This window comes from Desulfosarcina ovata subsp. ovata (assembly GCF_009689005.1).
In the GTDB taxonomy this organism is placed as follows: domain Bacteria; phylum Desulfobacterota; class Desulfobacteria; order Desulfobacterales; family Desulfosarcinaceae; genus Desulfosarcina; species Desulfosarcina ovata.
Window position 1 is genome coordinate 1,746,256 of sequence record NZ_AP021879.1, and the last position, 12,200, is coordinate 1,758,455.

Genomic DNA, 12,200 nt, shown 5'->3' on the forward strand with positions numbered 1-12,200 from the left:
TTAGAGTCTGCCGATAACGGCCTGAACCACCGTCTCCAGTGCCGCCACAAAGGGTCCGCTTTGACCGGCGGCGGCAATCGGAGCGCCCTGGTCACACGATTTGACCACTTCGGGATCAAAGGGCAACGTGCCCAGGAAAGTCACGCCCATAGCCTCGGCCGTCAGGCGTCCCCCCTGGCTTTTAAACAGCTCAACGGTTTTCCCGCAGCAGGGACAGGCGAACGGCCCCATGTTCTCCACCAACCCGACCAGTTCAAGGTTGACGGCCCGGCAAAAATTGATCGATTTGCGGACATCGGCCAAGGCGACATCCTGGGGGGTGGTGACAATCAGGGCCTTGGCGCCGGTGATGGTCTGGGCGACACTCAAGGGCTCATCCCCGGTACCCGGCGGTGAGTCGACGATGAGAAAATCCAGCGCGTCCCAGAAAACGTCACCGATAAACTGACGAATGATACCGGTCTTCGCCGGTCCTCGCCAGATGACGGCCTGATCGGGATCCTTCATCAGAGACTGCATGGAAACGACTTTCAAATTCTCGTTCACCTTCTTGGGAACCACCTGCTGTGTCTCCTGGCTCACCTCCAGAAGTCCGTTGATGCCGACCATGCCGGCAATGCTGGGGCCGTGCAGATCCACATCCATCAAGCCGGTCGAAAATCCCTTGGCGGCCAGGGCCACGGCCAGATTGGTGGCAAAGCTGGATTTGCCCACCCCACCCTTACCGCTCATGACGATCAGTTTGTGCTTGATTTTTGAAAGGGCGTTCTCGATATTCTGGTCCTGCGGGTCAGGCGCTTGCGGGCTTTTGCCGCCACCGCCGCCTTCATTGCTATCTGAGTGATCATGCATAAGATGGCCTTTCCTTAATATTGAAAAATCGATTCAAAACGGGGGTGGGGCCAGTGTAAAGAGACCATCGGCCATGGGCGCATTGGCCACATACCGTTCAAGCCCAACCGTTACCCGTTGACCGGTCTCCTTAGAAAGTTCAAGCTGTCGGGGCAAGGCAAAACCGTCGACCACCTGCCAACCGGAAACCACCAGCGTATAAACCGGTTTGCCGCCAGTGTCAAACCAGACCGATTGCCTCGGCTGGCTGTCGGTGTCAAGGGTAATCCGCTGGCGGACCCGCCCGCGTCGGTCAATTAGATCCAGCTGGCTACCCGAATCCGTCCCGATGGAACTGCGCCTGGCCGCACACCCGGCTTCGAGGGGTAGACGCCCGACCATCAGTTCGAGCAGCTCCACCACGCTGACATCCAGGCCGACAATCCGGCGCAGACTTCCCTGACCAAGCGTTTTCTTGCGATATTCCTGTGAGGCGTGCTGAACGACAAACAGGTGCTCACCATTACTGGCCAGGGTTGCGGATGATCCCCCGAAAGGTGAAAAAAGGTCGATTCTCAGCCGGTCAGGAATCTGGCCGGCCACGGCCGCACGAAACGATTGGGCCGGTTGGTGGGGTGTCTTCACCGTCAGCCGGCCAACACATTTGAATTGAGACAGGCCGCTGTTGGCGTGCTTCAGTTGCGCCAGTACGGCCTCGGATTCCGGATCGGTAGGAACGGTTGCCGGCCGCAACCCGGCGCAACCACCGGTCAACCCGATAACCAGCAACCCAAGCAGTACCGTCCGCAGCCAGGCAATCAACCAGCGATGAGCGGTAGTCGTCAGACAGTCGGCAGCGTTGATCATCATCGTGTCAACAATTGGATTTTCTCTTCGACCGCCGCTTTATCGGTGTGGCCGTTTTTAATGGACCGCCGGTAACTGTCAAGGGCCTTCTCGGTCATACCGAGCCGTGCATAGACGTCGCCAAGATGCTCGCGGACGATGGGATCATCGGGGACCAGGCTGACCGCCTGCTCCAAAAGTGGCAATGCCTTTTCATATTCTCCGCGCTGATAGTAAACCCAGGCCAGGCTGTCGGTAATATAACCATCCCCGGGCTTATGTTCCAATGCTTTACGGATCAACTGTTCGGCTTCATCCAGATTGACCCCCATATCCGCGTAGGTGTAGCCCAAATAGTTGAGGGCGTTGGCGTTATCCGGATCATAGCGGATCACCTGTTTCATGGTCTCGATGGAGGCATCCTTCTTGCCCCATTTGTCATACACCACTCCCAACCGAAAATAGAGCCGGGGGTTTTTAGGGGCGATGGCAAGGCCCGCTTGGAGGGCCTTTTCGGCGTCTACGTAATCTTCGGTCTGCTCATAAAAAGACCCCAGATAGAGACGAAATTCCGGATTTTGTGGATCCTTGGCAATCGTTTGCTGAATAAAATCTATCGCTTTGTCGAGTTGCTCCATCTCCTGGTAAAGCAAGGCGGCATGAACCGCCGCGTTCCTGAAAAAATGCGATCCCGGCGCCACGCTGCGCAATTGTTCGATGGCCAACTGTTTTTCACCGGTCCCATCCAGGGCCACCCCCGCCAGATAGTGCAAGTCCGAATTTTCCGGAACGGCCTTGAGCATTCCGCGAATGATCACCGCGGCGGCTTCATATTCCCGGGTATCCAGGTAAAGCCGCACCAGCATCCGGATCACCTCTTCATCTTCTAGGCTCATGCGCCCCAGTTCGGCAAACTGTTTGGCAGCGGTTTTTTTCATTCCCTGGCGGTGCCGCACCCATCCAAGGGCCATCATGGCCTGAATGCTGCCGGGGTTTTGTTTCAAAATGTCCTGGTAAATGGCAGCCGCCTGACGGTAGTGCCGATCGGCTTCGTAGAGCGCGCCCAGTTCAAAACGGGATTCGACAAGTTGCGGTTCAAGCAGCAGGGTTTTCTCAAAGTACGCCCTGGCTGTTTTGCTGTCACCGTTAATGGCACTGATCCGCCCCAGAAAAAAATATCCCGCATATGAACCCGGAAAGTGGGTGACCAGTTGCTGGTAGACCTTTTGTGCCTGATCCCATTGTTCTTGGTCCATGTACATACCGCCCAACATCAGATAGATGTTTTCCTGGTCAGGATCGAGGGCGATCACGCGCGAAAATGCGTTGATGGCGTGGACCGGTTCATCAATGTTCTGGTAAATCCGGCCGATCAGAATCAAGGCGTCGACATCTTCGGGATGGCTGGCGAGAATCTCTTCCAGAACGGCAATGGCGGCCTGGGGATTTTTCTTCAAAAGCCACATCCCGGCAAGCTCACGCTTCAGGTAGGCCGAGTCGGGATCGGATTCAAGAGCCTGACGGACTAGGCTGATGGCTTGATCAACATCGCCTTTTTTAAGGCTGAGATGAGCCTTTGCAAACAGGTAGTAGGCATTGACCGGGGGCGAATAGGCCGGTGATGCCAACGGGCCCGGGCCGCGGTCCCCATGACCAATCAAGCCGCAGGCACTGAAAAACATTATCCAGAGCATTATAACAACAAACTTAACGTACCATTTTATCATTTTATAGGCTTTCACTACAAAGATGGATACATCAGCAGGCCGTTTGCCTCACCATTGGCAACGGTGACAGGCGGGATAGTCAGGAGACATCTTCCGTATAGGTTTCAAAGTCAGGAATTTCTTTTTTAAAGTAGTCGCGCATTTTTTTGACCACATTTTTCTCGACCTGCCGCACACGCTCACGGGATATGCCGTATTTATCCCCGATCTCCTGTAGGGTGACCGGCGTATCGGAGAAAATCCGTTTATCAAAAATCTCCAATTCCCGGTCTGTCATCTGTTTTCTGAATTCAGCAATTTTTTCGTGAAGCAGGGATTCCATCTCCTTTTTTGCCACCGTCTCCTCGGCCGAATCGGATTCCGTACTCATAAACTCAATCCGTTCCGTGTCCGAATCTTCTTTGAGGGGGGCATCCAGGGAGATATCCCACCCGTCCAGGCGCTGATCCATGTCCACGATTTCCCGCTCGGAAACGCCCAGCCGCTGAGAGAGCAGTTTGGGTTTTGGATCAAATCCCTGTTCGATAAGTTTCTGCTTCTCTTTTTTCAGCTTGAAAAAAAGCTTGCGTTGTCCCTGAGTGGTTCCGATCTTTACCAGACGCCAGTTATCCATGATGAATTTAAGGATATATGCTTTAATCCAAAAAGAGGCATAATAGGAAAATTTGACGTTTTTATAGGGATCGAATTTTTTCACGGCCTGCATCAGACCAATATTGCCTTCCTGAATCAAATCCAGCAGATTCTGCATCCAGACCCGCTGAAATTCTAAGGCGATCTTCACCACCAGGCGCAAATTGGAGGTAACCAGACGGTAGGCCGCGTCCTGGTCCCCCTGTTCCTGGACCCGTTTTCCAAGGGAAACCTCTTCCTCACGGGTCAGCAGGTTGTATCGACTGATTTCCGACAAATAGCGCTGAAGGGGATCGTATTTGACAACGGATTTCTCACTTTGTGTTCCGCCGCTGCCTGTACCCGTCCGTTTTTCTTTTTTGTCCGTTGATTGCTTCTTTTCCGTCTTCATTCCCCTACCCGGGATCTTTCAATGTCCATCGGCTATTCATGCGATTCGACCCGTCCAAACGGCCTGTTTTTCATATGGACATTTCGGTGTCATTGTGTTACGGATGCCTTCTTTTAAAAGCGCCTGTAGCTCAGCTGGATAGAGCAACGGACTTCTAATCCGTAGGTCGCAGGTTCGAATCCTGCCAGGCGCGCCATTTCGGGTAAGGAGGCTCAACGCCTCCTTTTTTATAACCGGCCACACCCATCCGTCCTCTCATCAAAGTTTATCAACATAACATATCCGAACACCATTTGAAAAATGATAATTGCCGCTTCCTGGCAAGTGATTTTAATCGGACCGGAATATTATAAAACGGATCAACGGATTTATCGTCCCAGGCATGGCCGACCGTCGACGTTTCCAGCCATCGGGACGGGCCTTGTTCTGAAACAGATATGCCGGACATCGAAATGTCCGGCATAAGGCATTTTTTTTAAAGGGGAGCCTGACGATCGGTGGAAGACGGCAGCGCCATCCAAGTAAAAACAGGTAAACAAAGCAGGTGACAATCCATGACCCGGCGCAAGACCGGGTGCGGCAATCCTGGCAGCAGACTTATTCGACAGGCCTGAGCTTTAAAATATTTTTGGCCCGTTCGATCAACTGCTCGCCTTTGAAAGGTTTAACGATGTAGTCTTTTACCCCCATTTTCACAATCTGCATGACATTCTCTTTTCCCGACTCTGCCGTAAGCATGATCACGGGGATATCCTTCAATGCATTTTCCGCCTTGAGTTTACCCAGCATTTCGATACCGGTCATCACCGGCATGGTAATATCAAGGATGATCAAATCAGGCTGTTCTTTGGCGGCAATGGCCAGGCCTTCCACCCCGTTTTCGCCTTCAAAAAGTTCACAGTTGTATGGTTTAAAGGCCTTCTTGACGATCATCCGAATGGTCTTACTGTCATCAACCGTAAGGATCTTGTACGCCATCACTTACCTCCGGAATTAATGGTAATGGGTTTGAATTGTTTTTGATTCTGTAGTATCGGTTTTCGCATGGGTTTCTTTAGCAGATTCTTGGAGAAAAGCAAAAACGGGCAGGCGGAATCAATCTAAAAACTCGATTTAAATACTGTTTTGGTCCAGCGCTCATCCCGCCAGAAAAAGCGTGCGGACATGTTCCATTTTCTCACTGAATTCGCCAATCACCCCATTGATCACCGTTTCATTGAGCCCTAACGAATGAGCGATGCGTTCATCCTCTTCATAGGACGAATCATCCACCCCCGGGGATATTTTCATTTTGCGGCAAATGGCGTCGGCCAGATGGACAATCGAAGCCTCCGTAAAACAGCCGTCAGCCTGAAGCGGGGTGTGATAATATCGGATGATACACTGAAGCAGGGGCGGAAAGTGCCACCGTTTGGCCACCATGGCGCCCACTTGGGCGTGGTCAACCCCAAGGACCTGTCGTTCAGCAGCCATGAAGGAGATATGCTGGGTCTCGACCCGCTCCATGATCTGCGGCATGGCCGACTTGACGTGCTGGTCAATCACCACCTTGCCGATATCTCGCAGCAATGCGCCGGTAAATGTCAGACCGGTCGATTTGAAGCCTTTTTTCTCGGACAGCGCATTGGCCAATATGGCCGCGCAGATCGCACTTTCCCACAATGCACCGCGATCCAGCCCATAACCGCTGTGCGACCCTTTGAAGGTGTCCGCACAACTGACCAGGAGGATCAGATCGACCACCTGTGTCATCCCCAGATAAACAATGGCCTGCTTGGCATCCCCAATTTTTCCCGGCAACCCGAAATAGGCGGAGTTGGCCAGCTTCAGAAGATTGGCGGTCAATGCCGGTTCATGTCGGATGATGTCAGCCAGATCGGACATGCCGCAACCGGAGTCGTCCAGCAGGGAAAGCACTTTACCGGCGACATCGGATACCGGTCTAAGCTGGTCGAGCTCTTCAATGATGGAGGGTATCGTCGTCATCAATTCGCTTTCGTGGTCAGTTTTGGTTCTTTCATTCAACCGACATGAAATGCCATCAACGCCTGCAGCTGATCTTTCTGCTTCGTATTGAGCCCTTTGAAACGAAGTGCATTGGTTCTCATAGCAGATTTTTTTTGACTGCCCTCAGGGAAACGGCACACAGGAACGGCTGCATAAGGAATGTTGTGCAGATAGATGCCTTGCTCAGTCATTAAAAGGTCAAGCTGCACACGTTCCATATCGTCATGCCAGTCAAAAGTGCCGTTAAATGAAAGCCCCCCGAGACTGAGATCGGCCACCTCGCCGATCATATCCGATTCCGATTTGTACAGGACCATGGCGATCTCACCAATGCTCATCTTTTCATGATTAAGCAAGCGTCCCCGTATATCGCTTCTCAAAATGGCCAGCGTGCCATGGGGCATGACATACCGCTTGTGTTTCCGACGTTCGATCATTAATCTCTCCCATTCGCTGGTTGCATATCCGGTTGGAACAGAAGGGTGCCGTCATAAACACACCGCAATTGTTTTGCCATATCAACAGAATTTCGTTGATTCTTTGCCAACGAACGCCTCGTCGCCGATCATCAGATCAGCCTCGGATAACCGATAACCGTTGAGGAAGACAATCAATTTTTCTATTTCAGAACACTTCTAATTTGTCAGCCGCCACGCACAACATGGGGGTAGTGTGAAGAAACAGCATCCGTCTGCGATAGTAACAAAAAATTGGCAGGGGCGACGGTTTTTTGATATCCGGGTGGATGCCCATAACGGCAACACAACCCATTCATCATTGGCCCATTTTCAATTCTGGCTGATGGCGATCAAACGAACATCCAGCGGGGTCGAATCCGTTTCACCGATCTGAAGCTGGGCTTCCCATTCATAATATTCCGGAAGATTTAACCGGACTTCATAACGCCCCGGGGAGAGGGAAATATCCACAGGGGTATTGCCTTTAAACAATGAGTCCACAAAAACCTGGGCCCCCGTCGGGGTACTGGTAACGCTAAGTGTGGATAACGGCAACGGTGCAGGTTCGGGTTCGGGTGCTGCTGTGGGTGTGGGTGTGGGCAGGTCGACCGCCGGGCGCCCAGCAGGCGAACGATCCGGTTTCGGTATCACCATGTAGCCAATCGCGCCCACGGCCAGGCACAGCAGGGCTGCCAGGGCCACCATTTTCTTCCTGGTGGAGGTGGTTTTCTGCGTAGGCAGGGGTTTCTCCAAAAAAACGGTCGAATCCCGTGTCATGCACTGCTTCAGCACATCGGACATCGCCGCCCCGGACTGGAAACGCGCCTGCGGTTTTTTGGACAGGCTCTTTAAAATCAGATCAGCCAGCGCACGGTTGTCAAAATCCCCCACCGCCATGGGGTCCTGGGGGGACTGATGGGTGATGGATTGAAAAATGGCTGCAATGTTGCCACCGCCAAATGGCCGCCGGCCGGTGAGCATCTCATAGGCAATCACCCCCAACGCGTAAAGGTCCGTTCGGCCATCGGCCTTTTGCCCCAGCACCTGTTCGGGCGCCATGTAGACCGGTGTGCCAAGGATATCCCCGGCCTGAGTCTGTTGGGCGGCATCGGGATCTTCGATGCGAGCAATGCCGAAATCGGTCAGTTTGATTCGATTTTCCGGGGTGAGGATAATATTGGAGGGCTTGATATCACGATGCGTAATACCCCGGCTGTGGGCGTAGTCCAACGCTTCGGCCACCTGGATGCACATGCCGACCGCCTCGTCCACCGGCAGTGTGCGGTCTTTCATTACCTCGTTCAACGGGCGGCCCTCAAGGTATTCCATGGCAATGTAAATGGTATCGTGATCCTGCCCCACGTCATAGACGGTAACGATGCCGGCATGCGAGATACGGCCAATCGCCTTGGCCTCCCTTAAAAACCGGGCCACGAAATCCCGGCTGACCACGCGGTCCGGCCGGAGGACCTTCAGGGCCACCATGCGGTCAATCTGTGGGTCATGGGCCTGGTAAACCACCCCCATGGTCCCCCGTCCCAACTCTTTGATAATTTCGTAGCGACCGTATTTCATTTTCGACATGGGGACCTAAACGATTGAGGCCAGTACGACCGTCACATTATCTTTTCCGCCAGCGCTCTTGGCCAGGCGGATCAGCGCACTCGACTTTTCGTTCAAGTTGTTGTCTCCGCACAAGGCAGTCTGAACGGTGGTTTCATCGACCATATCGGTGAGGCCGTCACTGCACAGGAGAAAAAGATCGCCGGGATGCCGTTTGCCTTTGAGAATATCCAGAGCCACGGTATCGTTTACCCCCACGGCCCTTAAAATCACATTCCGCATGGCATGCTGCCGGGCTTCTTCCGGCGTAATCAGTCCCTGATCCAGTTGTTCCTGCACCAACGAGTGGTCCTTGGTCAGTTGTTTGAGGGCATTGTTTTTCAACCGGTAGGTTCTCGAGTCACCGACATGACCAACAATGAAACTATCCTCGGAAAAGGCCAACAGTTCAGCCGTGCAGCCCATCCCCTGGTCGTCGGGATGACGTTCCACATGTTTGAGAATCTTATCATTGGCCAATTTGAAGGTGGTCTGTACCCGGGCGATGGTGTTCTCTTCCGACCGGCCGTCGTGACCGGAAAAAACCGCCTGGGCGGTTTCAGCAAAAATCCGACTGGCCACTTCGCCGGCGGCGGCACCGCCCATGCCATCGGCGACCAGACAGTACAGAGAGGCTTCGTTGATGAAAAACACATCCTCGTTGTTTGAACGGATATTTCCGACATCCGTTACACCATGGTACATGATCGTCGGCAAATGCTGTGGCACCTGAAATATGCTCCGCTGTTAAGTCATTTTTCGCCTGGTTACCGGGCTTTATCCAAACGCTTCAAATTGCCTCTCAGGCAACGGGATCAGGTTCGGGCTTCTCAAAATTATTGCGCATGAACAATGCCAGGTCCGAAGCATCATAAGTCATTCCCAAATGATTTTTCAGTTTCAACAGGTCCTGATGCAACTCGTTTGCGGTCTGGTAGCGTTTGCTGGTGGATTTCTCCAGACAGCGCATGACGATATCGTTGAGTCCCTGGGGAATATCCGGTCGCCGGGTAATGATTGCCGGGATGGTCATTTGGGGAATCGTCCGGATGGCTTCGATGTCATTGGAAAATCGATAGAGCCGACTGCCGGACAGAATTTCGTAAAAGACCAGACCCAGCGCGTAAATATCGACCTGGTGGTTCGCCTCCTTACCCATGGCCTGCTCCGGCGAGAGGTAGGAAAGCTTGCCTTTGATCACGCCGGCCTGAGTCAGCGACGGTTCCGAGGTGGCCTTGGAAATACCGAAATCGCTCAGTTTGACTTCGCCGTTCATGGAAATCAGAATGTTTTGCGGGCTGATGTCCCGATGAATGATATTGAGCGGTTTGCCCGTCTTGTCATCCTTTCGGGAGTGGGAGTAGTGCAACCCGTTGCTGATTTTTAAAATAAGAAAGATCGCCATGTCCACCGGCAGCCCTCTTTTCAGTTCACCCATGATTTCAGCGAGATTCTTGCCGTCCACATACTCCATAGCAATGAAATAAGCGTTCTGAATTTTACCGAAATCAGCGATCTGGACAATGTTGGGATGCTGCAGCAAAGCTGCCAGACGGGCTTCACGGATAAACATATCGATGAAATCACGGTTGTCTGCCAGATGGGGCAATACTTTTTTCACCGCCACGGTCTTGCGGAAGCCGTCTCCACGCAGGTAGTCCGCCAGAAACAACTCTGCCATGCCGCCTTGGGCAATCTTGCGGGTGAGCAGATAGGGACCGATGCGGGTCATACCCTGCATGGCCTTTTCCATTTTGATTTTCCGGGCCTTGATATTTCGCTCCACCAAAAAGAGGACGCCGGTAGCGACAAGGCCACTGATCACAAGAAAAAAAATCATGTTTATCCGGACGGATCGAACTGCGGCAAGTCGGCCCTGCCCCTTCCAGCCGATGGCAACCGTTCCGATTTTTATGCCGGCATAGGTGACGTCACTTTTAAAAAGCACAATGGCGGTCTCCCCATTAACCACGCCGGATGAGATATCAACGCCATTGATCGTTTCCATGGGACGCTCTTCGTCAAGGGGGGCCATCTGACGGTTGATTCTGGCCGGATTGGAGTGGGCCAGAATTTTCCCCTGATGGTCTGAAATGGCGGCAAATTGAACATTTGAATTCTCCATCACCTCACGAATGGCGACATTCAGGGCGAGGATGTCGGACGACAGGATCGGAGAACCGCTCTTGTCAGCCATGCCCAAGGTCAGGTCGACGCCTTTGTTTAAAAAAGTCTTGTCGGCACTCTCCATCTTTCCCTGAAGAACAAAAAAAACGACAAGATTAAGGGCAATCCAGGCAATCACACCAATGATCACGTGACGTTTGACCGGCGATCCGGACATAAGGGCTTTTACCTTTCCGGCAACGGTATTGATAGTTGTTGTGGACATCTGCTTCATCCACATCATGGTTGTTGACGCTTTGTCGCTAACGGGCATGCTTACGGTCCCTGCCTTCCATTCAGTATTTTTCTCATAAACGCAGTCTAATCGCCAGCGAGTTTTTTAATGATGTCTGCGCAGCGATGGATGATCTTCTTTCTGAGCCATCCCAGGTCCTCCCGGCGGGAAATCTCGATCAGGTTGATGCCACCGGTGAGCACGGTCCGGGCAGTCTGATTCGTTTCGGCTGTCGACCTCACGATCGGATAACGGTCAAGATTGGCTTCGAGCAAAAATGACCGGCTCAGCGGTTTCTGGCAGCCGCAAAGCGGACAGGTCATCTCCCGGCCATCTGCCCTGTCATCCGTGACGCCGGTCCATATGCGCATCTGCTCGCCAAAGGCGTTTATCAACGGACGCACCCCGTTAAATTCTGCGACCAGTAGGATGAAGACGATCAAAATGAAACTGACCAGGGCCGAAAGGAAAAAGATGGTTGTCCAGGAACGGGTCGCACGGCCGTCCTTTGCCATCAGGACTTGGCCGATTTTCGTTCCAGAAAAAACAATATCGGCTGAGAAGCAGACGACTTTAGTTCCGTCCGACATGGTGTATGGCCAATAACTGGCACCGTCATGCCGCTTAACGGTTGTGGCCGGCATCGGCAGCAACTGGGCAACATTGGTAAAAGCGATAATTTTGTTTTTGTGATCGATGATGGTCACATTGACCACCCCGTCAATGGCCTCGACCTCCCGGGCGAGACGGGTCAGGGCCCCCACGTTGCGTTCCAGCAAGGGCAGTGCGGCCTTTTCGGCACTTTCAAGAACCGTTTGCAATCCGCTCGTTGTCACACTCTCGATCAGTCGTCCCTCTTTGGCCGAGAAAAACAGGTAGAAAAAAACGGCAACCACCCACCAGACAAACAAACAGACAAACCAGTGGGTCTTTCTGATGACGCCACGCCTCGATCCTTGCTTCACGACAATTTTTCCTTATTGTTACTGTGTATGTTCGGTCAGGATTCGTATCGCTACGGATTTACCGGCGCGGTTACGGGCTCGGTGATCGTGGCCGCCAAAACGCCCACCGGATGTGCATGCTGTCGTTGGTAACGATTGCCAATTTGCTTAAAAGTATTATGATACCAGTGGATTGTCAAGAAACTTCTCCTTTTGGGAACCCCGGTAAGTGGTCCGTCGCCGGTCTCGGCTTCCGGCGCCCGGCTGATGTGAGAAACAGATCCTTATGACAGGCACGCATCTACCGGTCAGTTCTTTTCAAATGGGGAGATCAAGGTGATTGCAGCTATTGAATTTAGC

At 52.8% G+C, this 12,200-nt stretch carries 11 protein-coding genes and 1 tRNA gene; 1 reads left to right on the plus strand and 11 read right to left on the minus strand.

The features are described 5' to 3' along the window. The 4 genes from GN112_RS07860 to GN112_RS07875 all read right to left on the minus strand — a co-directional run bounded on the left by GN112_RS07860 (nucleotide 1) and on the right by GN112_RS07875 (nucleotide 4,428). Complete coding sequence (locus tag GN112_RS07860; RefSeq protein WP_155309704.1) at nucleotides 1–852, minus strand: Mrp/NBP35 family ATP-binding protein; 852 nt, start codon at nucleotides 850–852, stop codon at nucleotides 1–3. Between the two features lie 33 nt (nucleotides 853–885). Further along, entirely contained in the window at nucleotides 886–1,701 is an 816-nt protein-coding gene (locus tag GN112_RS07865; protein WP_155309705.1) for a LolA family protein, read from the minus strand. Continuing rightward, complete coding sequence (locus GN112_RS07870) at nucleotides 1,698–3,371, minus strand: tetratricopeptide repeat protein (RefSeq protein WP_162458836.1); 1,674 nt, start codon at nucleotides 3,369–3,371, stop codon at nucleotides 1,698–1,700. Before GN112_RS07870 ends, GN112_RS07865 begins: the two co-directional genes overlap by 4 nt. 112 nt (nucleotides 3,372–3,483) lie before the next feature. Next, nucleotides 3,484–4,428, minus strand: a complete 945-nt coding sequence (locus GN112_RS07875) for a sigma-70 family RNA polymerase sigma factor (RefSeq protein ID WP_155309707.1) — start codon at nucleotides 4,426–4,428, stop codon at nucleotides 3,484–3,486. Nucleotides 4,429–4,547: 119 nt separating this feature from the next. On the opposite strand from GN112_RS07875, the gene GN112_RS07880 reads away from it, so the two are divergent. Further along, nucleotides 4,548–4,624, plus strand: a tRNA-Arg gene (locus tag GN112_RS07880). Between the two features lie 401 nt (nucleotides 4,625–5,025). On the opposite strand, the gene GN112_RS07885 is transcribed toward GN112_RS07880, so the two are convergent. The 7 genes from GN112_RS07885 to GN112_RS07915 form a co-directional block, all read right to left on the minus strand. Further along, nucleotides 5,026–5,406 (minus strand): response regulator, encoded by a 381-nt coding sequence (locus GN112_RS07885; protein ID WP_155309708.1) that lies wholly within the window; start codon nucleotides 5,404–5,406, stop codon nucleotides 5,026–5,028. A 159-nt stretch (nucleotides 5,407–5,565) separates the two neighbouring features. Further along, the gene (locus GN112_RS07890; protein ID WP_155309709.1) at nucleotides 5,566–6,414 is read right to left on the minus strand and encodes an HDOD domain-containing protein; all 849 of its coding nucleotides are present in this window, start codon (nucleotides 6,412–6,414) and stop codon (nucleotides 5,566–5,568) included. Nucleotides 6,415–6,449: 35 nt separating this feature from the next. Next, the gene (locus GN112_RS07895; protein WP_155309710.1) at nucleotides 6,450–6,872 is read right to left on the minus strand and encodes a hypothetical protein; all 423 of its coding nucleotides are present in this window, start codon (nucleotides 6,870–6,872) and stop codon (nucleotides 6,450–6,452) included. A gap of 351 nt (nucleotides 6,873–7,223) precedes the next feature. Next, nucleotides 7,224–8,477, minus strand: a complete 1,254-nt coding sequence (locus GN112_RS07900; protein WP_155309711.1) for a serine/threonine-protein kinase — start codon at nucleotides 8,475–8,477, stop codon at nucleotides 7,224–7,226. 6 nt (nucleotides 8,478–8,483) lie between these two features. Beyond that, nucleotides 8,484–9,224, minus strand: a complete 741-nt coding sequence (locus GN112_RS07905; RefSeq protein ID WP_197743286.1) for a Stp1/IreP family PP2C-type Ser/Thr phosphatase — start codon at nucleotides 9,222–9,224, stop codon at nucleotides 8,484–8,486. A 73-nt stretch (nucleotides 9,225–9,297) separates the two neighbouring features. Continuing rightward, nucleotides 9,298–10,887 carry a protein kinase domain-containing protein gene (locus tag GN112_RS07910; RefSeq protein ID WP_162458837.1) on the minus strand — a complete coding sequence of 530 codons (1,590 nt, stop codon included), beginning with the start codon at nucleotides 10,885–10,887 and terminating at the stop codon, nucleotides 9,298–9,300. 95 nt (nucleotides 10,888–10,982) lie between these two features. Next, the gene (locus tag GN112_RS07915) at nucleotides 10,983–11,861 is read right to left on the minus strand and encodes a hypothetical protein (protein ID WP_155309713.1); all 879 of its coding nucleotides are present in this window, start codon (nucleotides 11,859–11,861) and stop codon (nucleotides 10,983–10,985) included. Nucleotides 11,862–12,200 lie beyond the last annotated feature (339 nt).

Excerpts from the sequence above, each read along its gene's own strand:
- GN112_RS07860 (WP_155309704.1), bottom strand. The coding sequence starts at position 852 with ATGCATGATCACTCAGATAGCAATGAAGGCGGCGGTGGCGGCAAAAGC.
- GN112_RS07865 (WP_155309705.1), bottom strand. The coding sequence starts at position 1,701 with ATGATGATCAACGCTGCCGACTGTCTGACGACTACCGCTCATCGCTGG.
- GN112_RS07870 (WP_162458836.1), bottom strand. The coding sequence starts at position 3,371 with ATGCTCTGGATAATGTTTTTCAGTGCCTGCGGCTTGATTGGTCATGGG.
- GN112_RS07875 (WP_155309707.1), bottom strand. The coding sequence starts at position 4,428 with ATGAAGACGGAAAAGAAGCAATCAACGGACAAAAAAGAAAAACGGACG.
- GN112_RS07885 (WP_155309708.1), bottom strand. The coding sequence starts at position 5,406 with ATGGCGTACAAGATCCTTACGGTTGATGACAGTAAGACCATTCGGATG.
- GN112_RS07890 (WP_155309709.1), bottom strand. The coding sequence starts at position 6,414 with ATGACGACGATACCCTCCATCATTGAAGAGCTCGACCAGCTTAGACCG.
- GN112_RS07895 (WP_155309710.1), bottom strand. The coding sequence starts at position 6,872 with ATGATCGAACGTCGGAAACACAAGCGGTATGTCATGCCCCATGGCACG.
- GN112_RS07900 (WP_155309711.1), bottom strand. The coding sequence starts at position 8,477 with ATGTCGAAAATGAAATACGGTCGCTACGAAATTATCAAAGAGTTGGGA.
- GN112_RS07910 (WP_162458837.1), bottom strand. The coding sequence starts at position 10,887 with ATGTCCACAACAACTATCAATACCGTTGCCGGAAAGGTAAAAGCCCTT.